Source organism: Pedobacter sp., assembly GCF_040513095.1.
Classification (GTDB): Bacteria; Bacteroidota; Bacteroidia; order Sphingobacteriales; family Sphingobacteriaceae; genus Pedobacter.
The window spans coordinates 20,942-47,150 of record NZ_JBEVDX010000043.1; the positions used below are offsets into that span (position 1 = coordinate 20,942).

General features: G+C 45.2%; 19 protein-coding genes. 8 read left to right on the forward strand and 11 right to left on the reverse strand.

Annotated features, from left to right (window positions below; genetic code table 11):
* The first annotated feature begins 63 nt into the window (after positions 1 to 63).
* The 3 genes from ABWY16_RS06215 (at position 64) to ABWY16_RS06225 (ending at position 4,420) form a co-directional block, all read left to right on the forward strand.
* Positions 64 to 1,644, forward strand: coding sequence for a DHA2 family efflux MFS transporter permease subunit (locus ABWY16_RS06215; protein WP_353903784.1), 1,581 nt, complete (start codon positions 64 to 66; stop codon positions 1,642 to 1,644).
* A gap of 30 nt (positions 1,645 to 1,674) precedes the next feature.
* On the forward strand, positions 1,675 to 2,130 hold the full coding sequence (locus tag ABWY16_RS06220; RefSeq protein WP_353903785.1) for a MarR family winged helix-turn-helix transcriptional regulator: 456 nt from the start codon (positions 1,675 to 1,677) through the stop codon (positions 2,128 to 2,130).
* Between the two features lie 94 nt (positions 2,131 to 2,224).
* Entirely contained in the window at positions 2,225 to 4,420 is a 2,196-nt protein-coding gene (locus ABWY16_RS06225; protein WP_353903786.1) for a histidine kinase dimerization/phosphoacceptor domain -containing protein, read from the forward strand.
* Here the strand turns inward: ABWY16_RS06225 and ABWY16_RS06230 are convergent.
* Complete coding sequence (locus tag ABWY16_RS06230) at positions 4,410 to 4,718, reverse strand: GNAT family N-acetyltransferase (protein ID WP_353903787.1); 309 nt, start codon at positions 4,716 to 4,718, stop codon at positions 4,410 to 4,412. The genes ABWY16_RS06225 and ABWY16_RS06230 overlap by 11 nt on opposite strands.
* A gap of 113 nt (positions 4,719 to 4,831) precedes the next feature.
* On the opposite strand from ABWY16_RS06230, the gene ABWY16_RS06235 reads away from it, so the two are divergent.
* The 4 genes from ABWY16_RS06235 (at position 4,832) to ABWY16_RS06250 (ending at position 8,800) form a co-directional block, all read left to right on the forward strand.
* On the forward strand, positions 4,832 to 6,163 hold the full coding sequence (locus ABWY16_RS06235; RefSeq protein ID WP_353903788.1) for an APC family permease: 1,332 nt from the start codon (positions 4,832 to 4,834) through the stop codon (positions 6,161 to 6,163).
* 6 nt (positions 6,164 to 6,169) lie between these two features.
* Entirely contained in the window at positions 6,170 to 7,279 is a 1,110-nt protein-coding gene (locus tag ABWY16_RS06240) for an acyltransferase family protein (RefSeq protein ID WP_353903789.1), read from the forward strand.
* A 72-nt stretch (positions 7,280 to 7,351) separates the two neighbouring features.
* A complete protein-coding gene (locus tag ABWY16_RS06245; protein ID WP_353903790.1) occupies positions 7,352 to 7,720 on the forward strand; it encodes a hypothetical protein in 369 nt (122 codons plus the stop codon).
* Between the two features lie 3 nt (positions 7,721 to 7,723).
* Complete coding sequence (locus tag ABWY16_RS06250; protein WP_353903791.1) at positions 7,724 to 8,800, forward strand: hypothetical protein; 1,077 nt, start codon at positions 7,724 to 7,726, stop codon at positions 8,798 to 8,800.
* Between the two features lie 183 nt (positions 8,801 to 8,983).
* Here the strand turns inward: ABWY16_RS06250 and ABWY16_RS06255 are convergent, their stop codons facing one another.
* The 6 genes from ABWY16_RS06255 to ABWY16_RS06280 form a co-directional block, all read right to left on the reverse strand.
* The gene (locus ABWY16_RS06255; protein WP_353903792.1) at positions 8,984 to 10,606 is read right to left on the reverse strand and encodes a peptidase dimerization domain-containing protein; all 1,623 of its coding nucleotides are present in this window, start codon (positions 10,604 to 10,606) and stop codon (positions 8,984 to 8,986) included.
* A gap of 37 nt (positions 10,607 to 10,643) precedes the next feature.
* Positions 10,644 to 12,290, reverse strand: coding sequence for an amidohydrolase (locus tag ABWY16_RS06260; RefSeq protein WP_353903793.1), 1,647 nt, complete (start codon positions 12,288 to 12,290; stop codon positions 10,644 to 10,646).
* A 24-nt stretch (positions 12,291 to 12,314) separates the two neighbouring features.
* Complete coding sequence (locus tag ABWY16_RS06265) at positions 12,315 to 14,885, reverse strand: zinc-dependent metalloprotease (protein ID WP_353903794.1); 2,571 nt, start codon at positions 14,883 to 14,885, stop codon at positions 12,315 to 12,317.
* An 11-nt stretch (positions 14,886 to 14,896) separates the two neighbouring features.
* Positions 14,897 to 16,336: a RagB/SusD family nutrient uptake outer membrane protein gene (locus ABWY16_RS06270; protein ID WP_353903795.1), complete on the reverse strand. Its 1,440-nt coding sequence runs from the start codon at positions 16,334 to 16,336 to the stop codon at positions 14,897 to 14,899.
* 22 nt (positions 16,337 to 16,358) lie between these two features.
* The gene (locus tag ABWY16_RS06275) at positions 16,359 to 19,640 is read right to left on the reverse strand and encodes a SusC/RagA family TonB-linked outer membrane protein (protein WP_353903796.1); all 3,282 of its coding nucleotides are present in this window, start codon (positions 19,638 to 19,640) and stop codon (positions 16,359 to 16,361) included.
* 202 nt (positions 19,641 to 19,842) lie between these two features.
* Positions 19,843 to 20,415 carry an RNA polymerase sigma factor gene (locus tag ABWY16_RS06280; protein ID WP_353903797.1) on the reverse strand — a complete coding sequence of 191 codons (573 nt, stop codon included), beginning with the start codon at positions 20,413 to 20,415 and terminating at the stop codon, positions 19,843 to 19,845.
* A 428-nt stretch (positions 20,416 to 20,843) separates the two neighbouring features.
* Here ABWY16_RS06280 and ABWY16_RS06285 point away from each other — a divergent pair, with 428 nt between their 5' ends.
* The gene (locus ABWY16_RS06285; protein ID WP_353903798.1) at positions 20,844 to 22,190 is read left to right on the forward strand and encodes a peptidoglycan DD-metalloendopeptidase family protein; all 1,347 of its coding nucleotides are present in this window, start codon (positions 20,844 to 20,846) and stop codon (positions 22,188 to 22,190) included.
* A 6-nt stretch (positions 22,191 to 22,196) separates the two neighbouring features.
* On the opposite strand, the gene ABWY16_RS06290 is transcribed toward ABWY16_RS06285, so the two are convergent.
* From ABWY16_RS06290 to glsA, 4 genes are all read right to left on the reverse strand, one after another.
* Positions 22,197 to 22,664, reverse strand: coding sequence for an aldehyde dehydrogenase family protein (locus ABWY16_RS06290; protein WP_353903799.1), 468 nt, complete (start codon positions 22,662 to 22,664; stop codon positions 22,197 to 22,199).
* A 24-nt stretch (positions 22,665 to 22,688) separates the two neighbouring features.
* On the reverse strand, positions 22,689 to 23,333 hold the full coding sequence (locus ABWY16_RS06295; protein WP_353903800.1) for a response regulator: 645 nt from the start codon (positions 23,331 to 23,333) through the stop codon (positions 22,689 to 22,691).
* Between the two features lie 32 nt (positions 23,334 to 23,365).
* Positions 23,366 to 24,238, reverse strand: coding sequence for a sensor histidine kinase (locus tag ABWY16_RS06300; RefSeq protein WP_353903801.1), 873 nt, complete (start codon positions 24,236 to 24,238; stop codon positions 23,366 to 23,368).
* A 323-nt stretch (positions 24,239 to 24,561) separates the two neighbouring features.
* The gene (glsA, locus tag ABWY16_RS06305; RefSeq protein ID WP_353903802.1) at positions 24,562 to 26,160 is read right to left on the reverse strand and encodes a glutaminase A; all 1,599 of its coding nucleotides are present in this window, start codon (positions 26,158 to 26,160) and stop codon (positions 24,562 to 24,564) included.
* Between the last annotated feature and the right edge of the window lie 49 nt (positions 26,161 to 26,209).

A 26,209-nucleotide genomic window follows, 5' to 3' on the forward strand; every position in this document is an offset into this window, starting at 1 on the left:
AAAAGACAACAGAGTTAAAATTAGAACAGTTTAAATTTTAACTTTGTTTTCTCATCAATCAACATGGAGCAAAGTGAATCATTAATCGAGCATGGCCCTCGTCTGGCCATTATAACCATAACAGCAGTTTTTTGCGCATTACTCGAAATTATTGATACTACGATTGTTAACGTAGCATTGAATAATATGAGGGGCAGTTTAGGGGCTACGCTCAATGAAATCAGCTGGGTAATCACTGCCTACTCACTTGCCAATGTGATTGTGATCCCCTTAACCAGCTGGCTTTCCCAGCAGTTCGGCAGGCGGAATTATTTTGCAGCATCAATTGTTATTTTTACAGTCTGTTCTTTTTTATGCGGAAATGCAACTTCGATCACGGAGCTCATCATTTTCAGATTTCTGCAGGGAATGGGCGGTGGCGCCTTATTGGTTACCTCACAAACTATCATTACTGAAAGCTGGCCACCAGAAAAGAGGGCGATGGCACAAGCCATTTATGTCCTCGGGATTATTGTTGGCCCAACCCTCGGGCCGCCACTTGGTGGTTATATCGTTGATAACTATTCCTGGCCATTTATCTTTTACATCAACATTCCTGTAGGCATACTGGCTGCTATTTTGACCATACAGTTTGTTCGCAGTCCCAAATATGGTTCAAAGCGCTCGGCGAGCGAGGTAGACTGGCTTGGGATTATTTTGTTGACAGTAGGGATATCATCCCTGCAATACGTTTTGGAAAAAGGCCAGGAAGACGACTGGTTTAACAGTAAACTGATCATTACCCTGTGTATAACAGCAGTTTTGGGTTTGTATCTTTTTATATGGCGGCAGCTGGAAGCAAAATATCCCGTTGTCAACCTGAGGGTACTTAAAAACGGGAACCTGCGTATGGGTGTTATGCTCTCATTTGTCATGGGCTTCGGCACATTCGGTTCTACCTTTGTCATTCCGCAGTTTACCCAGTCTATCCTGGGCTGGAGTGCCCAGCAGGCAGGCGTGCTGCAACTTCCAAGCACATTATTTGTGGCGGTAATGATGCCCCTGGTGGCTATCCTCATTCAAAAAGGTGTACAGCAGAAATATCTTATTGCAGCAGGCATGTTCATCTTTTACATCTTCTGCATGTTGTGTTATAAAATCATTGTTCCTGATACCAGTTCTGATGATTTCTTCTGGCCACTGATGGTGCGCGGACTAGGTCTTGGCCTGCTTTCTGTACCTGTAAGTACGATGTCACTTTCCACGCTGAAAGGACAGGAAATTGGTCAGGGCGCTGCCTTTACCAGTATGATGCGGCAGCTGGGCGGTTCATTTGGAGTAGCATTGATATCCACTATGCTGACCCGCGAAACGAGTATCCACCGTACCTCACTGGTAAGCCATATGAACGCCAATGATACGAATGTACAGGACAGGGTGTCTCAACTCGCCTCGGGCATGCAGCATCACGGATTTGACCTTGCTACCGCCAGGAATATGGCCTATGGAATGCTTGATGGCATTGTTACAAAACAGGCAACCCTGCTCTCCTATATGGATATCTTTATGTTTGTTGGTATTGTCTTTATTATTTTCGTGCCACTGGTAATGTTCTTTGTGAAAAAATCTACCGCCAAAGTAAACCTGGCTGATGCGGCGCATTAATCTGCTTAAATAAATGATTACTTTTGTATAATGAATACCAATGAAAAGGCTGAACTGGTTGCAGAATTTTGCCAGCTTATACTGGAGCTGAGATACAGGCTGCGCAAAATCTTTCAGGTGAAACTGAGGGAAGCGGATATAGACATTAGTTTTGAGGTACTGGAGATCATGAAAGTACTGCTGAAACGTGACGGCATGATACAGCAGGAACTGGCGGATGTGCTTTTCAAGGACAAATCCAACATGACCTATCTGATTGACAATATGGTAAAGGCGGGATGGGTCACCCGGAAGGAAGACGAGAGCAACAGACGTATCAAACTGATTTTTCTTACTGATGAGTCGAGGGAACTGAACCACCGGCTGGCACCACTTGCCAAAGAATGCTTCCTGGCACTGGCCAAAGATGTGCATGAACTGCAGGTCAAATCAGGCATTGAGATTCTCACTAAAATGAACAGTTCCCTGTTGGAAGTAATTGTATAAACATTAGCAGAAAAAATCCATGTCAGAGGTAATTCATACATTTAAAAAAGTAGTTTACCGATGCCAATGTACAGTTGAGGGCTTTTACATTCTAATGGCCTTACTATTCCTCATATCGCCGGTTCAGGGTTTTGCCCAATATTACCCTGCTGCACCCAGGGTAGCACAGGAACGGTTGAACCTGCTGCGCAGCAGGCTTCCCCAGTCGGCCACTGCAGAAAGAATAACAATCCTTAATGCGCTCAGCAACTTATACTTTAATAAGCCAGTCAGAAAAAGACAGGATCTTGCCTTATCCATGAATTATGCCAATAAGGCGCTGGCACTAAGCAAAAAAAACAGGGATGAAAAGGGACGTGTTGAAGCCTTGCTGATGCTTGCAGACCTGTATACTGTCCTCGATCAGCTGCCTGCCGCAGAAAGCATCCTCAGGCAGCTGCCCGATCAGGCCAGGCTGAAACTGCTGCTCAACCTGAGTTACAAATACTGGCTGAAAGACCAGGAACAATACTACCCGATGGCACTGGATTTTGCTGGTCAGGCGCTGGTACTGAGTAAAAAGCTGCATGATGTGCCTCTTGAAATTATGGCGCGGAAAGATATTGCGATGATCCATGCAGAACAGCGCTTACCTGAGGCAGAACAGGAGTTGCTGGATGTGGTTAAAAGGTACCAGGCCATCCGCTATCCATATCTGCATTATGTCTATCTCCTGCTTACGAACTATTATTATGGCACTGCCGATCCGGACAAGGCTTTATACTACTCCCAGCAGTCGGTCAACAGCATTAAGAATACGCGCGACAGTACTGCGGCTGGTGATGTATATATTTACCAGGCCAAAGTATGCACCGACAACGAAGATTATGTGGAGTCCATCAATTACAGCCACATTGCAATGGCTTATTATGAAAAACATGCAGGCATGTTCCACCTGTCCCACCCTTTTGTGCTGGATGTAATCAGTAACAATTACACAAAGATGCTGCGCTTTAATACTGCCCTGAGCTATTTACGGCGGACAATCCGCAATTACCCTCCTAATTCTGCTACTGACAGTTTACTCTATCTCTCAATGGTTGGCGGAAGCTACCGGGGTTTAAAACAATACGTCCGGGCAGAACCGTATTTCAAGAAGATGTATGCCATCAGTTCCGGAAAACATATACTGGAAATGTTTGCAAACCTGCGTATGGGACAGCTCTATGTGGAGTCGCGGCAGTACGCAAAGGCGCGTCCCTATCTGTATAAAGCTTTGAGCCATTCAAAAAAGAATTTGCCTATTTCCGATCAGCGTCATTTCCGCTACATGTTATTTCTTACGGATTCTGCTACTAACCACTACCTGGCTGCAATTCGACACCAGAATATGTTCAACAGCCTGGCTGATCACAATTCCCGTCTGTTCAAAGACCGGGAAGTGAAACGTTTGCAGATTGCCTTTGAAACGCAGAAAAAAGAAGCGGAGATCAGGCAGAACAGTCAGAATATCGCTATGTTGAAACAGCGCACCCGTGCGCAGCAGGATAAACTCCGGCAGGCGCAGCAGATCAGAAACCTGACCGGCGGCGGTTTACTGCTTGCGGTGATTATTATTGCCTTGCTTTATCACCAGTACCAGCTCAAACAGCGGAGCAGCCAGCTTGTGATGGGGAAAAATGTAGTGATCACCGAAAAGAATACCCTGCTGGAACAGCTGCTTACTGAAAAAGAATGGCTGCTCAAGGAAGTGCACCACAGGGTGAAGAACAACCTGCATACGATATTCTGCCTGCTGGAAAGTCAGGCTGCATTTCTAGATAACGATGCCTTGAAAGCCATTGAGAACAGTCAGAACAGAATATACGCCATGTCTCTAGTTCATCAGAAACTTTATCAGTCGGACGATATCAAGGAAGTAAATATGGCGCTTTATTTTGCCGAATTCCTGCTGTTTATAGCAGACAGTTTTGACCTGAACGCGCGTCGTATCCGCATTGTTCAGGATGTTGAGGCTATTAAACTGAGTATCGCTGTAGCAATGCCCATGGCGCTGATTTTGAACGAGGGGCTCACCAACGCGATAAAATATGCATTCGAAGGGCGGGAAAAAGGGATCATCAGAGTATCGCTCCGGCAAAATGAAAGAATAGAACTTGTAATTGCGGATGACGGCATCGGAATGAAAGATGTGGACAATCTGGAATACAATTCCCTGGGAATCCAGCTGATGCGCGGTTTAAGTGCCGATATTGGTGCCACGATCAACTTCGAAGTGAACAATGGCACCATCATCACCATTAAAATCTGATTTCTTTATCACTGCGGATATCTGCATACTCATCCGGGTGCCTGTCAAACTGAACCTGCACATAGGCACACATTGGGATCACCTTCAGATGATTTTCGCGCACATAGCTGGTCATTGACTGTAGCAGTTCTCCTGCATAACCATTGCCTTCCTGATCGGGATCAACCTCTGTATGGAAGACCGTCATATCTCCATCATTGATCTCTACAATCATTTCTCCAATTTTCTCTCCATCAAGGTACAGGTTAAAAGCAGAGGGTTCATTTTCTAAAGTTTCAAATTTAACAGCTGTCATCATTGTTAGGGTTAAGGTGTATTTATAACCAATATAGGGCATAATGGTTTGAAAGATCAGAAAAGTTAGCGGGCTTATCTTATCTTTGAAAACCCCGGAAATCTTAAATACAGCAAATGGTGAAAACAGACAAGCAAAGTACAGTGCCTTTAAAAAAAGTATTAGGTTTGGTTTTCGGCATATCCATTATTGTAGGCAGCACTATCGGCGCTGGTATTTTCCGCGTTCCTGCGAGTATAGCCCTGCTTCTGCCAGATAAGTTTTTAATACTCTCCTGCTGGCTGATTACCGGCCTGTACATTTTACTGTGCGCAAGTTCCTATGCTGAATTAACGGCAATGATTCCAAAGGCAGGTGGTTCCTTTAATTATATCAAAAGGGCCTTTGGATCTTATGTAGGATTTGCCGCCGGCTGGTTTGATTTTATACTGAATGTAGGTGCGCCTGCATTTTTCTGCATAGTTTTAGGTGAATATACTGTTTTACTATTCCCCTCTCTGACGGGCTACAGCAAAGAGGTTGGTATTGGTTACTTAACCGTCTTTACGCTCTTAAACCTGCCTGGGATCAGGATCAGCAGTGCCACACAAAAAGTAACCAGCATCTTAAAAGTGATCTTTTTACTGGTTCTGGTAGCGGGCTGTTTCCTGGCAAAACCACAGCTGAACCCGGGCACTTTAATTCCCTCCGCAACTGTATTCAACGGCACACTGATCATCGCTTTCTTTAAGGCTATGCAGCTTATTCTGAGTACGTACGACGGATGGATGGCGGTTTCCTTTTTTGCGGAAGAGGATGAAAACCCCGGAAAAAATATTCCAAGGTCCTATTTTATCGGGGCCATTACCGTCATCATTCTATACCTGCTCATCAACGGGGCAATTTTGTATGTACTGCCACTTAACGCGATAGCGCAATCGCCCCTGGCAGCCTCTTCCGCTGCCGCCGTTGCCTTTGGCAGCTGGAGTTCGATCGGGATTGATATCATTGCCATTTTTGTGGTGATCAGTATCCTGAACGCCTATATGCTGATCCCTTCGCGCATACTTTTGGGTTTAAGCAGGGAAGGTTATTTTATCAGACAGGGCGCACAGCTGAATAAAGGAGGTACACCCTATTTTTCTTTGCTTCTCTGTTATGTGATCACGATTGTTTTTATCCTGTATAATACTTTTGAGCAGGTTTTCTCCCTGGCTGCCGTCATGCTCACAGTAGTTACTGCTTTCTCCTTTGCCTCTCTGCTGGTTCTGAGAAAAAAAGAGCCTGATCTTCCCCGCCCTTACAAAGCCTGGGGTTATCCTTATATGACCATTCTCGCATTAACGGTAACCTTGATTCTATTTGTTGGATTCGCCATCAGCGATACCAGAAGCTTTTTGATTGTTGCTGTGCTGTTCATTTTATCCTATCCTTTTTACAGATTATTGAAACGGAAGAACGATATTTGATAGCGTATGACAAGGACTTCTGAAGCATTACCTCCAAATATTTTAAAAACCAAACAACATTTTGAAATTCTTGACGGATTAAGAGGAATAGCGGCAATTGCCGTGGTGCTGTTTCATTTTATGGAAATGGCGATTACAGATTACAGTAAAAACTTTATCGGACATGGATTTCTGGCAGTGGATTTTTTCTTCTGCCTGTCGGGCTTTGTCATAGGCTATGCATATGATGACCGCATAGCGAAGATGGGTATCCTGGAGTTTTTCAAGTCAAGGATCATCAGGCTGCATCCGCTGGTAATTTCAGGATCAGTATTGGGTGTACTGGCATTTTTGTTTGACCCTTACGGGGGGCATCCCGAGCTGTACAGTGCAGGAAAAACAGCCCTTATCTTTGTAACCTCGGTGTTGATGATCCCTTATCCGGTAGTGACCGAAAGGAGTTTTAACCTCTTCAATATCAATGCACCGGCATGGTCCTTATTCTGGGAGTATGTAGCCAATATATTTTATGCCCTGTTTCTTTACCGGATTGGCCGCAACCTGCTCTGGATCTTAACATTGCTTTCTGCAGCGCTCATGTGTTATGTGGCCTGGCATTCAGGTAATCTGATGGGTGGCTGGGGAAAAACTACCTTCTGGGATGGCTGCGTCAGGATCTCTTTTTCATTTTCAGCGGGGCTGCTGATCTACCGTTCCAACTGGATCATCAGGAACAAACTCGGCTTTGCCGGCATCGGCATCCTGTTATTTTTGGCCTTTGTCATGCCTTTCAGCAAGTGGAACTGGATAACAGAACCGCTTGTAGTGCTCATTTATTTCCCCCTGCTGATTGCACTGGGTGCGGGTGCACAGTTATCTTCCGGCCTTAAAAAATTCTGCGAATTTGCAGGGAAAATTTCCTATCCGCTGTATATGACACATTATGTGGCAATATGGATTTTTCTAAACTACTACACTACTCATAAAGTAAGCACTTCAGAGCTGGCGCTGATAGTTATTACCGGGACGATCCTGCTCATCGGGCTTTCCTGGCTGGTTATGGTTTTTTATGATATACCTGTGAGAAGGTACCTGACGGGGAAAAGGAAGCTGCCCCTAAGCACAGGAAATAATTAATTGTCACAAAACAACATATGCTATTGTATTAATGCCTCGTTCTAGTTAACTTAATGTTACGAAAACGAGCAAATGAAAAACCAGAACACAGCAACAGACAGCAAAGAAAAACCAGCCGGGAAAAATGTTTCTGTTACCTACAAACTCAGAAAGTCAGCTTTTGTCAGCTTGCTGGACAATGGATTCAGTATCGGTTATGTAAACATTGATTTGCTGGCCGACCAGGATACCGATGTAAATAGTTTTTCTACCAAAGATGGTAAGTTCTATCCCTGCCTGATGGAGGAAGATGGCCTGCAGGTTACTTTATATGCTGAAGGTAAAACCGGTGATTTCTGGACGCTTGAACTGGAAGTTGATGGAAAAGCGCTGGCTGCAAACCCGATCAGGACGGAAACAGATGAGCGGGGACATCTTGACTTTGATAACCTTATCAACTGAAAGATGAAAGCGCTATACCTCATTTTTCTGGCGGCCCTATCGCTGCATTTCAGAGCAGCGGGCCAGCTTGTGGCTGAAGATGCCAGAGGCGAATCCTCTATCCTGCTGCATGCTTCCAGTGTGTCCTTCAATCTTTCTGAAGCAGCACTTGCCGCCAACTGGAACAATTTCAGAAAGCTGGCGGTAGAAAAGCCGAAGCAAACCATCTGGGGGATCGCAGCACGTGGCAGCAATGCCGAAGGCCTTTCTGAATTGTTTAACGGCGGGCAGTTTACCCCCCAGTCGAGGATCAGCGGCTTTATCGGACTGAGGAAAAGCTATCAGACTTCGGCCTTTGAACTCCTGAAACGTATCCGTGATATCCAGGCCTCAGCAGACTTTCCCAGCGAGGCAGCAATTAACATGGTGAAGCAACTGAATGAGCGTGTGAAAAGTGCAAGGGAAAGGCAGCCTTCCAAAGCCCTCAGCATTTATATCAATGCAGGTCTGAATACCGATAATTTTAAACTGTATGCCGATAACAGTAACAGTACTCTGGCGGCCAGGTTCAGAACGGTAAGTTTCCGCGGTGCCTTTGCCGCAGCAGGCCTCAATTATGAATATGGCCCCAGATGGACGCTTGGATTATCGGCCGGCTTTGAACGTTATAATAACCTGGATTCGCTGGGGAGCAGCGATTACAGACTCAGCAATACTACCACATCAGGAAATTCTGAGCTGTCAACAGAGACCAAATATCATGCTTACAGGGGTGAATACATCGCCTACAACAGGATCAATTTCAAAACTGATGCACTGTACTTTGCAAAGCTGAGCGATGATTACCGGCTGGTTTGGAATACCCTGTATACCCGCCTGTTTTTCCCTGTGCAGGAAAACAGGATCAACAAGCTGATCCAGGCCGGCACAGCAATGAACATCTATAAGAGTGAGGGCAAATTTGCCGGAGGGCTGTATGCCCAAAGCAACGATCTGTTCAACAGCCTGCACAGCGCCGAAAGATTTCATGAGCGGATATCTTTTGGTATTGTTGCGAAATATGCATTCAGCAGTATCATGAGCAGGGACTTCCCGAAATAACCCACATGGCCATTAAAATTGCTCATGGCGTCTGCGTACCGGACGACAGCCTTTTGCCTACCACAGCCCTGGTTGATATTGAAGGATTATTAAAGAGGGATAGCCAAAGGAACTGCCCGCAGCTTTTGCATACGGGCCAGTTCCATGGTATCAACGAGATTTCCGGTGAGAGTGTTAATCCAGTTAGTTTCTGACAGTCGGGTATTTAATTCCTAACTGCTCCAGGTAAGTTTTGTATTTAGCAGGATTGTAATAGAATTTCTTCATTGCAGGCCTGTATTCTTCCATAATTTTTTTGTTCAGTTCAATTGCCGGTTTATCCGTAGCCGAAATCAGGGGAATATATTTTGTCTCTTTTGTCTGTACCTCTGCAAAATAAGTTTTGGCGCTTTTTAACAGTTCCGGATTGGTGAAGAGCTCCAGTAAGGTCATGGCTTCTGCTTTCGCTCCTGCGGTTACACCTTTGTGCGCAATCGGCGTTGCCATAGAGATAGCATTTGCCCAGTTGTGCCCCGGTAATCCGGGGATGTTTGAAGGATATCTGAGTACGATAGTTGGAACTGTCCATGAAATATCGGCGATATCATCTGATCCACCACCTCCGGTTGAAAGTGATGCTGAGGGTTTCGACAAGCCATTTAATTTGGTTGGCAGTCCTTCTTCGGGCGACTTCAGTTCTTTCTGAATGCCGTGTGCAAGTGCCTGATCTTCAGCCGTCCAAACAGGCAAGCCAACAGACTGGATGTTTTTCTCCATGGCTTCGGCCATAGGCTGGTTAAAGTGACCCGGCCATGCACTGCCCAAGACGGTATAAGTCATTTTCGTATCCGTCATCTTTGCTGCTGCTTCGGCAATCTTTATACCGTCCTTGTACATCTGCATGATCTTTGGATATGATCTTTCACGGAAATAATACCATACTGAAGATTTAGAGGGAACTACATTCGGCTGGTCTCCCCCATCAGTGATCACATAGTGTGAACGCTGTGTGGTTTCCATATGTTCGCGGTGGTAGTTCCAGCCCAGGTCCATCAGTTCAACTGCATCAAGCGCACTTTTTCCTTTCCAGGGTGCACCTGCGGAGTGTGCAGATTCACCCTCGAAGTCGAACCGCACCGAGATCATTCCATTACCGCCGCCATCACCATAGCTGGTGCCTAAGTTACTGGCAACATGGGTAAAGATACAGGCATCAACATCTTTAAAGTACCCGTCCCGTACGTAATAGGCTTTTGTTCCCAGCTGCTCTTCCGCCACACCTGGCCACAGCATAATCGTTCCGGGAAGTTTTTCCCTTTCCATGATTTTTTTGAGGGCCAGTACGGCTGTAATATTTAAGGGTTCCCCACTGTTGTGGCCTTCGCCATGTCCCGGCGCCCCCGGAATGATCGGGTCATGATAAGCAACACCGGGTTTCTGGGACGCTTTAGGAATACAGTCGATATCACTGCCGATGGCGATGAAAGGTTTGCCCGATCCCCATTTTGCAGTCCAGGCTGTTGGCACACCTGCTATACCCTGCTCTATTGTAAATCCATTTTTCTTCAGGATATCAGTGAGGTATTTTGATGTTTCGAACTCCTGGAATCCCAGTTCGCCGAAACTAAAGACCATATCCACCATCACCTGGGTGTTTTTCTGCTGATTGTCGATTTCTTTTCTCAGTTCAGCTTTCAGGGCTTCCAGTTTTGCCGGCGCAAGCTGTGCACTGGCTGTTTGCGGGTTCAGGGAACCCAGCGCCACCATACCAACCGTACTGCAGGAAATCAATGCCTGTTTTAAATAAGATCTTTTTTTCTTTTCCATTTTATATATGGGTGTAGGATAGTAGCATTAAGGAGAATTATTTGGTGCTTTCGGTACGGACGGTTGGGTATTTAATGCCCAGCTGCTCCAGATAGGAAGCGTACTTTTTCGGGTTATAATAGTTCTTCTGCATCTCAGGACGGAATTCTGCCATGATTTTTTTGTTCAGTCCTATCGCCGGTTTATCCGTAGCCGAAATCATTGGGGTGTACTTGATGTCTTTGGTTTGTACCTCTTTAAAGTACGTCCAGGCTTCCTTAATGATTTCCGGTTTCACCAGCATGTCAAGTACCGTCAGGGCTTCGGCTTTTGCACCTGCAGTTGCACCTTTGTGCGCTATTGGTGTAGCCATTGTGATTCCACTTGCCCAGTCGTGCCCTTTTAAACCCGAGACATTTGAGGGATAGCCCAAAACTATAGTGGGCACATTCCAGGATATATCACCAATGTCATCTGATCCGCCACCACTCCATGCTGCACCCGCAACAGGTCTTCTCAAAGTATCTACTGCTGTTGGCAGCCCTTTTACCATCTGGGGTGCATTGGGGTTCAGTTCTTTCTGTGTGGCCAGTGCCAGTTGTTTATCTTCTTCTGACCATGCCGGAAGACCTACTTTTTTGATATTTTCATACATGGTTTCGGCAATGGATTTGTTCATAAATCCCGGCCATGCACTTCCCAGAACTTCGTAGGTCATCTTTGTGTCTGTCATCGAAGCTGCTGCTTCAGCGATTTTCAGCCCATCCTTATACATCTGCATTACTTTAGGGTAATCCTGTTCGCGGAAATAATACCATACGGAAGCTTTTGAAGGTACGACGTTTGGCTGATCTCCCCCGTCTGTGATCACATAGTGTGAACGCTGACTTGGCAGCATATGCTCACGGTGTAAATTCCAGCCGGCATCCATCAGCTCCACAGCATCCAGTGCGCTTCGGCCTTTCCAGGGTGCGCCTGCAGAATGGGCTGCTTCGCCTTCAAAATTGAATTTCACGGAGATCATTCCGCTGGTGCCTATGGGACCGTAACCCGTGCTCAGGTTGTTACCTACGTGGGTGAAGATGCAGGCATCAACATCTTTAAAATAACCATCCCGTACATAATATGCTTTTGTAGCCAGCTGCTCTTCGGCTACGCCCGGCCACAATACTAAAGTTCCCTGGATCTTTTCCTTTGCCATGATCTTTTTCAGCGCAAGCATCGCGGTGATGTTGAGTGGCATGCCTGAGTTATGGCCTTCGCCATGTCCGGGAGCGCCGTCTATGATCGGATCGTGGTAAGCTACACCTGGTTTCTGGGAAGCTTTTGGAATACAGTCGATATCGCTGCCGATTGCAATCACCGGTTTGCCTGATCCCCATTTGGCCATCCAGGCCGTAGGAATACCTGAGATGCCATGCTCTACGGTAAAACCTTCTTTCTTAAGGATATCCGTTAGATATTTTGAGGTTTCAAACTCCTGGAAGCCCAGCTCTCCAAAACTGTAGACCATATCTACCATGACCTGGGTTTGTTTCTGCTGCTTGTCTATCTCTTTGATCAGCTCTGCTTTGAGGGCTTCGACTTTGGCTCCATCCATCGTTTGTGCAGCAGCCTGCCCCGGGGCAAGAACTCCATATCCCAAAACACAGGATGCGCCAAAATAAAGTGCCTTTTTGAGCGAGGATTGTATTTTTGTGTTCATGTTGTCTGGTTAAGTGAATGCTTCCTATAAATTGTCGAACGTGGCACTAAAGCCTGAATTGTTGACTTCTCCGCCATGGAGGAAATCCATACCAGGCATTCCGATTGGTGCCCCCGGCGGCATCTCTGTTGCTGCAGGCGGCTGGAATTTGTTGGGATCTGCCTTGAAGGCCTCAAACTGGGAAAGTGCAAAAAGAATGTTGGCTTTCTGTTTTGCCGGAGCGCCGGACATTTTTGCTGTCAGCATCTGTTTGAGGTTCTCCACTTCATAGAGTGCCTGTCCCCTTACCACTTCAGAAGTGCGGCTGTTGGCAGCCAGCATCAGCAGGTATTTTACCACCTGATTGTTTACCATAGTCTGCAGTTCACCTTTATAACCTTCGGCTACAGGCGCATTCCATGTCTGGTCGATCAGTTTGTCTGCAATCTCAATAAAACCCGGGTACTTGCTGTCCCTGGCATTGTATTCGATCAGGCGGCTTGCCCTCTCATCATCCAGCATGTAAGCCAAAGTGGTGCTCGCAGCAGATTCTGCCGCAGCAATAGGGTCAAATGTAGGGCCTGTATATCGGTTGAATGTTTCAACCCCGGCAGGGTATCCTGATGGACGCGGCGGGATCATTTTGATCAGTTTTTCGGGCAGGGCAAGGGCTTCGGGTGTAATTGTGCTCATGAGAGATTCAAAAGCGCGCCATTGCTCTTTGGGTTCTACCATCCGTGTGATCACCTGTCCGTCGTTCTTGATGGCATGTGTGAAATACAGTCCGCCGATAGATTTTGCTACTGCTTCGATCTGGTAACGGTGTAACAGGTAAGCTGGCACCAGTACTTCTTCTATTGTAGCCATTGGTTCGCCGTCAAGGATAGATTTCTCAGAGAAATTATCCAGCACTTTCCTGCGTACCGTCATGATGTTGGTCATCTGGTCGATCGGATCTGCACCATCATCCCACTGGTGTGAGGTAGGATGTGCATTTCCGCCGATATCAGGAATGAAGATAAACCCCTGGTCCAGTGTCTCGTGCATGATCTTTTCAAGGGCAGCATTTTCATCTGTTCCTTTTTTAAATTCGGTATATCCCCACATCACCGCGCGTTTATCCCAGCTGCCTATACCTTTTGCATAAGCATCAGAGAGGTCTACAGTACCGTCTTTTTTAAGCGAAAACTTTGGATATGGGTAATCCATTACGGAAGCGCGGTCTTTAGGACTGGCTGCGAAATTGTGGTTGAAGCCTAAAGTATGGCCTATTTCATGGGCAGAAAGCTGCCGGATCCGCGAAAGTGCGATTTCCTGCATTTCTTTTGGCACAGGTTTACCTGCAACATAAGGTTGCAGAAGACCTTCTGCCATCAGGTAATCCTGACGGTGGCGGTCTGATCCCAGGGTAACTACGCCCTTGATGATCTCTCCGGTTCTTGGATCAAGGAAAGATGCGCCTGAGGAGAATGCACGTGCCGGGTTACCCGAACGGTTGATCCAGTTGACCATGTTATAGCGGATATCCATTGGGTCTGCACCTGCCGGCAGCTCACTGATCTGGAAAGCGTTCTTAAATCCTGCGGCTTCAAAAGCCTGGTTCCACCATGCACCACCTTCGATCAGTGCTTTTTTGATCATCTCCGGTGCCCCGCGGTCTACGTAGTAAACAATCGGTTTTACCGCTTCGCTCATTGCAGCATTCGGGTCTTTTTTCTGGAGACGGTGACGCCGGATAAACCTTTTCATAATTGGTTCCGTCATCGGTGCAGAGAAATCCATATAGGCGAACTGGCCAAATGCAGAGCGTGCATCGTACTTACGCGGTGCATAATTACTGTCCGGCAGTTCTATGAACGACTGGTGCATGTTGATTGTGATTGCTCCCGGATCCGGTGCAATATCATTCCCGCGCTCGTAACCTCCTGAATTTGGATTACCGCCCGTGAAGGTCAGCATAGATTCAAATTCGGAATTTTTCGGGAAGTTCTTTGTATTCTCCATATAGACTACGGAACGGGTTTCATCCAGTCTGTAACTGGCGCCGCTGCCGCCTGCTGATGGCCTTACCGTAACCGGTCCGCTTACTCTTGAGACGCCTAGCCTTGAAGTAATACCCTGACTGTCACGGATGATGAAAGGTGTCATATCGATCATGTATTTGCCTCCTGCAGCTGATACAGGCACAAATGCAAAGATGACCGACTTGGCGAAGTTGTTTTCTACGGCTTTGATCTCATCCAGGTTGGTAGTGATGGCACGGTAATTATAAACAGGCTCTACCAGCAGGATTTTTGTTCCTGCCTTAACGAATTTAGCAATGGCGGAGGAGGCCTGTCCCCTTTCGGGGCCGCCGTTTCCTACGCCATTGGAGAGTGATCTGAAATACAGAAATTCCTTGTCCAGTTTATCTACCTCGAGATAGATCTTACCGGATTTTTCGTCATAATAAAAATCAAAGTAACCTTCAAACTTTTTCAGGTTCTGCATGGAAGGCGCCTGCGGTTTAGTGTCGGATTGTTTTCCGGGGCCCATGCCTGCAGCTGCCGGAGCCTGAGCATAACTCATTTTGCCGGCTGCAATCAAGCCTAATGCTATGGTACAATATAATTTCATCTGTTTGATATTTATAAAGCTTTATTGGATGAGATCTCTGCGTTTGGTATTGGGAAGATGTACTCTGTCTGGCTTGGTGTTACCGAAGGTGAAGTACCTTTAGCAGGAATGGTCAGGAGGTTTCTCAGCAGATCATTTGACCGCAGGCCTTCGCCCAGGAACTCAATTCTTCTTTCTACCAGGATTGTATTTACCAGTGCAGTTTGTGTTGCTGTAGCTGCTGCCGGGAAGTTGTAGTTTGCATCAGAACGCTTGCGTACAGCCGTCAACAATTCGGTTCCTTTAGCCAGGTTACCGGTTTTGGCCGCTGCCTCTGCGTAGTTGAGCAGTACTTCTGAATATCTCAGCACCGGTATATAATCCAGAAACAAGGTACTCTGATATTTGGTCAGGAAAGCACCATTGGTATTTGTTTTTACCAGTGTTTTTCTTGCATCAGTTGCCGGCCAGGTGGCATTGCCATAAATCCCTGCCGGGTTTAAGCTGTACTCCTGGTTGGTATTGTAATTGTAGCCAAGTGAATTCTGGCCTGAAACAAAATCCAGTGCTGCCATTGGCAGGGAGAAGATCGATTCGTTGGACACATAATTTGCTGAGAAAATGGTCAGGATGCTTGGCTGCATGGCATTGGCAACTCCTGTTGCCGCTACATATGGAGCAGCTGCAGGAACGATTTTCTGTGCTTCTGTAATCACATTGGCATTCATCCCCATGGTTAAATATACTCTCGTTTTCAACGCGATAGCAGTATTGCGGTGTGCCCTTGTAGTATTAAGCGTAGCTGTGGTATATGTTAGAGGTAATCCGGCTTCGGCATCGTTCAGGTCCTGCAGGATCTGGGTGTATACCTGTGCAACGGTACTTCTCGCCAGGTCATTGTCTGTAGTAGACATCTGTCCTTTTAAACGCAGGGGAATTCCAGGAGACGCTCCTGCATCTTTTACGTAAGGCTGGCCGTACAGGGTAATCAGTGAATAATAAGCCAGCGCTCTTACAAATTTAGCTTCCGCAACATATTGTACTGAGGTAGCAGCAGGCACAACAGTAGTGTTTGCTGCAAGTCCGTCGATTACTAAATTGGCTGAGTTAATTGCTGCATAGCCAGCGCTCCAGGAAGACAGCGCATCAGCAGAACCGGAGTTGATCGTGTGGTTCCAGGCGTCATATCCCGTAAAGATATTCTGCAGACGGTTCAGGAATTCTTCTCCCCTGATATCGTTTAACATCAGGTTACGGCCTCCGAGGAAGTCGCCGCTCTTCAGCGCCTTGTACATGCCGTTTACCTGGGCCAGTACCCTTGTTGGTGTGGAGAACACCAGGTCTGCCGAGACCGAGGTTTCGGGAATAGGGTTTAACAATTCTGATTCCTTGCAGGCTGGCAGCAGCGTTCCGAGGCCCACTGTAAGACAGCTGAGTTTAAATATGTATGATTTGAAGTTGTTCTTGTTCATGGCTTGAATTTTTAAAATTAGACTAGAAACCTATGTTCATACCGAAAGTAAATGTCCTGCCCTGTGGTACAGAGTTTTTATCCACACCCGGGGTAGTATTTGTATTTCCGTTAACCGAGATATCCGGATCCTGACCTGTGTATTTGGTGATGAGGAAGGCATTGAATACCTGTGTATAAATCCGGAGCGAAGAAATACCTGATTTACCAAATATTGCAGGATTAAACCTGTATCCGAAGGAAGCAGTTTGCAGACGGATAAAATCGGCTTTTTCTACGTTGGCAGAGATCGGGAACGATGAACCGTTTGAAAGTAAATCTCCCAGGACAACCCTTGGAATATCAGTTACCTGACCCGGAGTAGTCCAGCGTGTTAACACTTCTGTACTGTTGTTCCAGAAACGCTGATCACGCCAGGTTGCTTTAGTACCATTCTGGATGTAGTTACCACCTGAATAGGTGAAGTTTACGCCCAGGTCGAAACTTTTGTATTTGAATGTATTGTTAAAACCACCGTAAAAAGTAGGCAGTGCATTTCCAAGGATCTTGTAATCCTTTACACTGATTGCCGGTGCTGCTGTACCGTCAAGGTATGTCCAGCGGCTTCCGCCTGTTGGTATAGACTGGTTGTACTGAACCTGCTGTCCTGCTGCATTCACAAATATCCTTTGTCCGTTAGCGGGATTCACACCGTTCGTAACTGCTCCGTATAAACTTCCTACAGAATAGCCTACACGGGTGATATTGGTGGTTTCTGAAGAAGTAGCCGTTGCGCCTACGATCTCCGCACCTGCACCAAACAGGTCGGTAACCATATTTTTGTTATGGGTGTAGTTGAAATTGGTGTTCCATGAGAAGTTGCCTTTCTGATAGACCAGTGCAGAAATACCGAACTCCAGGCCTCTGTTATACATTGCTCCTACGTTCTGCAGGATTGCGTTTCCGGGAATACCTTTTGAGGGCGACTGAGGCACGTTGAGGATCAGTCCGTCTACGTTGTTGTTATAGTAAGTCACATCGATAGTAACACGGTCTTTGAAGAATCCTATATCCGCACCTACGTTGGTTTGTTTACTGGTTTCCCAGCCCAGATCCGGGTTACCGCCCTGGTTAAATGCGAATGTTGGTACTGTTCCGTATAAACTTGAGGTATAAAGAGAGAGGGAACCATAGTTATTGGCTAAGTTTCCGTTACCTACCCTACCCCAGCTGGCGCGGAGTTTCACGCTGTTCATGATTTCTGCTAAATGAGAATTCTTGTAGAAATCTTCGCCTGACAATGCCCAGCCTCCTGATACGCCACCAAAATTACCATATTTCTTTCCTGTGCCCAGGGCCGAGTTACCATCACGGCGATAATTGATCGTGGCAAAGTATTTTTTGTCAAAATCATAACTTACCCTTCCAAAAATGGAAGCGAACGCTTTTTCACTTTTGGAGTTGTTGGTTGTTCCCGGCACTATATTCTGGAAGGAACCTTCGAAACTGTCATAGAATGAATCAGATAATCCTGTACGCTGTGCGCCCCACATGGAGTTTCTGAACTTCTGCACATCGTAACCTCCCAGTAAAGTGAAGTTATTTTTGTCGCCCATTTTGGCGGCATAGTTCAGTGTATGTGTTAGGTTCCAGTTATCGATTAACACGCTGTTGTTTGTGGCTTGCCCGCCGTTTGCAAAACCCGGCCCGTGAACAGCGCTCTCAAACGACTTATTTTCAATCCTTAAGCGGTCTACCCCATAACTCAACCTGTAGGTCAAGCCTTTTGCAAGATTAACATCCACAGCAAAATTTCCTATGATCCTGTCATTTTCTGAAGTGTAAGTATTATACTCAAGTAAAGCTGCAGGATTGTAGAAGTTACTGGAAACTGTATTTGCTCCCATGCCCAAAGTATTTGTAGTACTCAGGTTATAGCTGCCGTCTGCATTTTTGACAGGAACGTTTGGTGCCGAAAGTGTGGCCAGACGTCCGATAGCCGTTAGACCAAAAGCGTTACCTTCAAGGGATCCTGTTTGTGGCGAAGCGTTTAAGCTATTGTTATAGTTGATATTTGCCGTCAGTTTGATGAAACTGGTCAGCTTATGGTCGATATTGAAACGGGCAGACTTACGTGTAAACTCGTTTGTTTTAATGATACCTTCCTGTTTACTGTAATTGGTGGAGAAATAGTATTTAGTAGTTTCTGAACCGCCGGACACGTTGAGACTGTGATTTTGTGAAACACCGGTCTGGTATACTTCATCAAACCATTTTGTATCCACGAGTGAACCATCAGGATTGTAGGAAGGGAAGAATGAAGCAGAAGGAACCGCAGCATTGTTCTGATTGTTGGAGAGGATTTTAGAGTTCAGTGTAGCTTCGTTCTTGATCATCATGAACTGTTCTGCGTTGAGCAGTTCAGGTAAACGTACGGCATTGGTAATACCTGTCCATCCTTCGTAATTTACTTTAGGTTTTCCGCTTTTACCAGATTTTGTAGTGATCAGGATTACCCCTGCAGCAGCCCTTGATCCATAGATTGCAGTTGAAGCTGCATCTTTCAGCACGTTGACAGATTCTATATCCGCAGGGTTGATATCACCCAGCGGGTTATTGGCTACCTGTGAATTTCCGGAACTGTTTCCTGTATTGATTGGAATACCATCCACCACTATTAAAGGATAGGAACTCAGGGAAATTGAGTTGATACCGCGGATCCTGATTACGGGAGCATTGTTTAACACACCGTTTGGCTGTCCTATACTTACCCCGGTTGCCTTACCGGCAAGTCCCTGATCAAAACTTTGTACCGGCAGGTCTTTGAGGCTTTCACCTGATACTTTTGAAGCTGAGCCTGTAAACTCTGCTTTTGTTTGCGTTCCGTATCCTACAACCACAACATCGTTTAACGTTTTAGCATCTGGCTGTAAACTAATTTTCCATGAGGTTCTGTTTGCTACAGGCACTTCTTTGGCTGTATAACCGATGTAGCCAAAGACCAGGATTGCCGCGTCATTTGGCACAGTAATTGTAAATTTACCATTGCTATCTGTTACGGTAGCTGAACTGGTACCTTTAACTTTTACAGATACTCCCGGAAGTGTTTCTCCGTTTTCGTCTGTAACAACACCTGAAATTTTGATTGCAGCCTTTAAACTGAAGGCTTTCAGCGCAGATTTTTTGGTAGAAGAAATTCCGGCGGCTCCCTCATTTGCAGAGGCATTAGTAACTAATAAACAAACGGTTAGAGATGTTAATGTACCAACTTTTGAGCACCTCAACGCATAATTTTTCACTCTATTATAAAGTAGAGATTTTTTCATAATTTTGTCGCTTAAGTGTTAAGTAATTTTTGTGTAATGCTACCATACAGGTTCCGACGCCCGGTAGTTTACATATTCGATGCTTACATTTTAATCACCTTCCGGTCTTGATATATTGGGACCGGAGGGTCTTTTACTTCATGCTTTCTCAGGCTTTTTCTTCATGATCAGATTAGGTTTTGGTTTAGGTTGTTTTGTTTAGTTAATTGCTGAATGATATTCTGGTTATGTTGTTTTGCGCGGGTGATTTGAAAGCATCTCTGACGGCGTACATTGCCAGCGAGAGATATTCTTTTACAGTATGTCTGGAAATATTCAGCAGCTGGGCCGCTTCCTCATAACTTTTCCCTTCCAGTTTACATAAGGTAAATACTTTTTGCTTTTGAGGCGAGAGTTCTCTGATGGCTGCATGCAGGATCTGATAGTGTTCATCATGGACATCATCACTTTCATCGCGATGGGCGTGGTAAAATGATACGACTTTATCTTCAGCAGCAGAATGGCGGATTTTCCTTTTTACGTGGTTCACAGATTTATTGAAACTGATCACGAAAAGCCAGCCGCTTACAGACTGCTCCTGCCGGATGCTTTGACGGCTTTCCCATAAGGTAGCAAAGACATCCTGAAGTATGTCCTGCGATTCCTCCCTGTTTTTTACAAACTTATATACATTCATGTAAATAAGCTGATGATATTTCCAGTAAAGACTGTCAAATCCTTCACTAAATCCATCATGTAAGAGGGAAACCAACGCCTTATCATCAATTTTAGCCATACAATTATTAAAATTTAATAGTATTCCTGAACAATAAACTGAAAATCGCAGCCGTTAATAACATTATGACTGACAAAAACTAAATATATTGAATTTTTAATTGTTTTTTGAATGTTTAATTACATTTTGAACAATAAATATCAATTTATATTAGAAATAATTGAAGATAGCACAGCAAATATTCAAATTGTATTATTAATTATACAATTAAACGACCTAAATACTCTTCATATCTGCAATTAATCAAAAAAATCAAGGTATTTATTGATAATTTATAACAAATACGCACAATATCACCTATCTCATGCAAAAACCAGGTTGAAACATAAAAATTACAAAGATCACTTTGCACCTCTAACATTTGCATTCCGTTTTCAAATTATAAAACTTCAGCTGAGCGGTGTTGTTTACTATTGGAACATTATCCGATGAATACAAAAGAAACTACTGCCACAGGCCTGGATAAATTAACGGGTTTATACCTCACTTTAATGCTGGCTTCGCTTTTATCCTGTAAGTCAGGACAGGTAAACCTCTTTAAGCCAGCATCCCCTCATGAGCAATATCAGCGCAAGCTTGTATCATCCGGACTGGATAAAACGAGCATGGGTGCTGCATGGATTGTATCTTCAGTAGCTGTGCTGCAAAAGGCACTGACCATCACCATTCCTTACCAGGAAACCGGATACTTCCCTGCTGAAAGTATTTCCGCTGCAGCGTACAGGTTTAACGTGGTACAGGGGCAGAAGATCAGCATTGAACTTTCCAGAAAACCTCTCAGACAGTTTATGCTATATATAGATGTATGGGAGCAGCCCAAAAACGGAGCAATGAAACTTATTGCTTCGGCAGACACAATAGACAATGCCCTTGAATTTGAAGCCAAAGTTAGCGGAGCCGTCTTTATCCGGCTGCAGCCGGAACTGTTACGTGGTGGTCAGTACACATTAAATATCAGCGCCGGCCCTTCACTTGGATTCCCTGTCAAGTCATCAAACAGCCGCCACATACAAAGTATTTTTGGAGACGGCCGGGATGAGAATTCCAGAAAACATGAAGGCGTAGATATTTTCGCGCCTTTCCGTACTCCTGCGCTTGCTGCTGCAGAGGGTACTGTTACCAGGGTCAATGAGAATAATCTTGGGGGTAAAGTAGTCTGGCTGCGTCCTAAAGACAAAGATTACACCTTATATTATGCACACCTCGATCTTCAGCTCGCGAAGGAGGGCCAGCTGGTTCACACAGGTGATACATTGGGATTGGTGGGCAATACCGGAAACGCAAGGTCCACCCCGGCCCACTTGCACTTTGGAATATATACCCCGGAGGGAGCGGTAGACCCGATGCCTTTTGTAAACACCGTGGTTACAACTGCGGCGAGAATCAGTTCTTCATTAAGCAATCTCAATGCAACAATGCGTATTTCCGGGAAAACAGAGCTGTACAATGCAACAGAGCGCAATGCTCCCGGCATACTCTCCTTACAAGCTGGTACGGTCGTAAAAGTGAATGCAGCAAACAGCAGCTGGTATAAAATCGAATTGCCCGATGGCCGCACAGGCTTTATACAAAGTAAGGCTTTAACAGGTATCAGTAAGCCATTGCGGAAACTGAAAGTTGGCCCTTTACAACAGGACTTATATGATCATCCGGATAGTCTGTCCGCTGCTGTAAAACTGAGACTCAGGACAGGCAGTACAGTGGATGTACTGGGAGTTTACGAAAATTATCAGCTGGTAAGGAATGACAGCAATGAAACAGGATGGGTCAGGTAGTACCTTTTACAGCAGTGCAATATACTTGTGATCCAGTTCGTCAAGATGCTGATAGGTAAGTACAAATAAGATTGGCCCAAAAATTTTTTCCCTGGTGATGTCAACCGCGGCAGGTACATCCGTAAAGATAGTTGGATGAAAGATCCGTTCATCAGCATCCATTGTACCTCCCATCACTATTGCAGCTCCCTGTTTGACAGCATGGTGCAGCAATTGCCGGAGTCTGTCAAAATGCGAATCGTTTTCGATCCTGCAGTACCTGTCCATATCAAGCTCATAACTGTTTTCCAGATAAAAGTGCCTGGTATTCAGCATGAGCTGTGCAACGAAAGCATTTTTATGGCTTTCCGGAACAACTACATAATCGGGAGCTGATGCCCTCTGGCCAGCCTCCAGGAACTTCTCCCGGGCAATCTGCGCCGCAGCGCTTTCAAGGTCGCTCTCAGCTGTTATTATTTTGCCTTTTGCTGTCATTGGAATCCAAACTGATGTACAGAATTATACGATGCCTTGTTTTATAGCTTTTGCTACAGCCTCTGTGAGGGAAGCCACATGCAGCTTTTCATAAATCTTTTTAATGTGGCTGCGCACCGTCTCGTAACTGATAAATAATTCGGCGGCTACCATTTTATAACTTAAGCCGTTGACTATACATAACAGTACTTCTTTTTCACGCGGGGTAAGCTTGTACTCATTAACCGATGATTTATTGATCTTCTCCGGGATCTGTAGCTTGTTGATCACTTTCCGTGCAATGCTGGGGCTCATTGGTGATCCGCCGAAATGCAGTTCTTTGATTGCATCAATCAGTTTATTTTTCAGGTCGTCTTTGAGCACATAACCTGATGCACCGGCACATATGGCATCAAAAACCCGGTCATCATCTTCGAATACGGTCTGCATCAGGATCTGGATGGTGGGCAGCTCATGTTTCAGGATCTGTACTGCTTCGATGCCACTCATTCCCGGCATCTGAATATCCATCAGTACAATATCGGGCTCACATTTCAGGCAGTCGTTCACACAATTGAGAACATTACCGAAGGAGCCCACAACTTCCATATCCGGATTGGTACTGATCAGTAAAGTGATACTTTGTCTGATGTTTTTATTATCGTCAAAAATTGCTACGCGTAAACTCATGTTGTTTCGTATTAAAGGTACAAATCAAATTTTCAGGGGATTTTGTAACGTACTTCTATCAGGGTCCCCGACCCATTTTTAGCGCTGGTTATTTTTAATTGTGCATTGATCTCCTCAGCACGCATTTTCATATTTCTCAAACCATTTCCGGAAAGCGTGTGTTCATCATGCTCAGTCCGCTCCTCCTGCTGAAAACCAGTTCCGTCATCATTTACAGTCAAAATAAGGCTGCCATCCTTCAGGTACAGCTTTACCTGTATTGCCTTGCAACCGGCATATTTCAAAGAGTTATTGATCGCTTCCTTGAAAATGAGATAAATGTTTTTGCGCACATTCATTTCCACTTTGAGAAAGGGAACTTTCGGATCGACGGGCAGGTCAAAAGCAATATCCATTGCTTTGCATACCGGCCTGGCATAGGAATCCATCCTGCTGTAGATACTACTCATGTGGTCATTTTTGGGATTGATTGCCCAAACTATATCCCCCATCTCACTGATCATCTCGCTGGCCGTTTCCCCTATAGTATCCAGCACCTTATTTAACTGATAGTCATTTTGCTGCTGCTGGTAGATTTTCGCTACCTGGCTATACACTGAGATACTGCTAAGCGTTGATCCGATATTGTCATGAAGATCAACTGCAATGCGGTTCCTCACTTCCTGCCTGTTTAATAACTCTTTGATCCTGTACCTGTATAAAATGATACCCAGAATGATAATAAAAAAAGCCAGCAGGATATAAAACGCTCTTATCTCGGCCTGCACAAATATCCTGTGCGCCAGGGATGCATACCTGCTCAATCCCCCATTCTGGTCTGCATCACTGCTAAAAGAGCAGAGAAACAGCATAAAAAATACCAGAACTATGCGCTGCATCTTCAATTTACCCAAGTCATTCATCATTGCAAATTTCTAAAAAATGTGATGAGCAATCCAGTCAGAATTATTAATTGAAAGTAAAATAATCATCCGGGATTTAAAGCCGCACAAAAAGCAATAAAGCACACTAAATGAACACATTAACAGAGCAACACCCAAATATAGCGATACCATCCCAAATAATAGCAGGTTAAATTCAGGATTTTTTGTTTTCCAAGCCTTTATTAGTGTGCACGACAATATAATATTTAAACCTTTTCATTAATCACACCAACAAAGGTGGTCATAATTACGATCAGTACATATCCCTATAATTGGCAATCTTATCCCCAATAGTGGGGATGTCCTTATTTCAGGGCGTTATTGGCTTCGAGCAGCAAAATGGTGCCGTTATGTTTTCCTTTGCAGGCGTCATGCAGCGGCGTATTCCCCCAGCGGTCGCGCGGATTTAAGTCGACACCCTTGTCGATCAGATAAGCAATCACATGTTCGTGCCCTTCTGAAGCTGCCAGGTGCAGGGCGGTCCTGCCGTCGTAATCAGCCATATTGATATTAATGCCGCGTGCATATAAATGCTGCACCTCCAGCAGATCACCTTCAGATGCTGCCCAGCACAGGCTCATTGCATCATCAATTCTGGCTTCATTTCTTTTCAGGCGGGGATCTTTTTTATCCGGGTTATTCAGATTTAAACTGTCATAGCTGTGAAAATTATAGCGTTTTACCAGCTCCTTGGAGAACTCGATGCCTTTTACAGAGTTTCCTGATTTATCGAGTTTTGGCGACCAGATTGCAATTCCCATCAGATTGGGGATCACGAGCATCAAGCCACCTGCAACACCGCTTTTTGCAGGCAATCCTATAGTAAATGCAAATTCACCAGAGAAGTCATACATTCCGCAGGAGTTCATCAGGGAAAGACAATTTTTCACAGTATTGTTCTCCATCACACGTTCATTGGTAAGCGGGCATATACCGGAATTTGCCAGTGTTGCTGCAGCAACTGCCATTGCATTGGTATCCGTTTGTATAGAACAGCACTGGAAATAAAATTCAAGCGTATTCAACAGGTTTGTATTTTCAGGAAAAGCACCCTTTTCCTTCATATAGTACCCCAGGGCAAAGTTGCGGTCGGCCGTTTCCTTTTCAGAGAGATAAACCGAATTGTTAAAACCCATTGCATTTTGGTTTCCGGTGATCTTGTTCCAGAAATTAAGGACATGCTCAAAACGGTCTGCCATTTCCAGTTCCGGACTGATCATTGAACAGGTCATGATCGCACCTGCATTGATCATCGGATTATGGGGAAGATTATTTTCATTCAGCACCAACCCGTTGAAGCCTATTCCGCTTGGTTCCCTGCCAACATGCTGATGTACGATATCTTCTCCGTGTTCTTCCAGTACCATACAATAGTTGACCGGTTTGCAGATCGACTGGATACAAAAATCCTCATTGCTGTCACCAATGGAAAACTGCTGCCCACTGACCGTGCAAACAGATATCGCATACTTATCAGGGTCTACCCTGCCCAGCTGCGGAATGTAGGTGGCCACGTTACCGCCCTTGTTTTTATTTGTCAGATCATAGATTTCATTGATCTCTTTGCAAAAGCTTTTGAAATCGGGAATAATCAGGTTTCCCTGAACAGCATCTTTGATGACGCCCCCCAGGCTGTGTTTAAGGATATCCTTGAATGTTTCGTAATCCAGCCTCCGCGAAGCTAAATTCAGGTCCGACAAGTCGAACTTTAACCTTGGATCGTTTTCCATAATTCCTACTGCATGCAGGGCCGCAAACAGGTCCGAGAAATATATATCGGTGTCCTTGTTTTTTCTCAGACACTCATAGAGGTAGCTGTATTCAAGTTCCATCATACCGTTAAAATCAGTCCTGTCAGTTCCGTTCAGCTTAATTTTATCCTGTTTTTTTACTGTCGTTGCCATAGTGCAAAGTTCAGCAAAATGCAAGCCTGATGCTATCTCCAAAAATGGG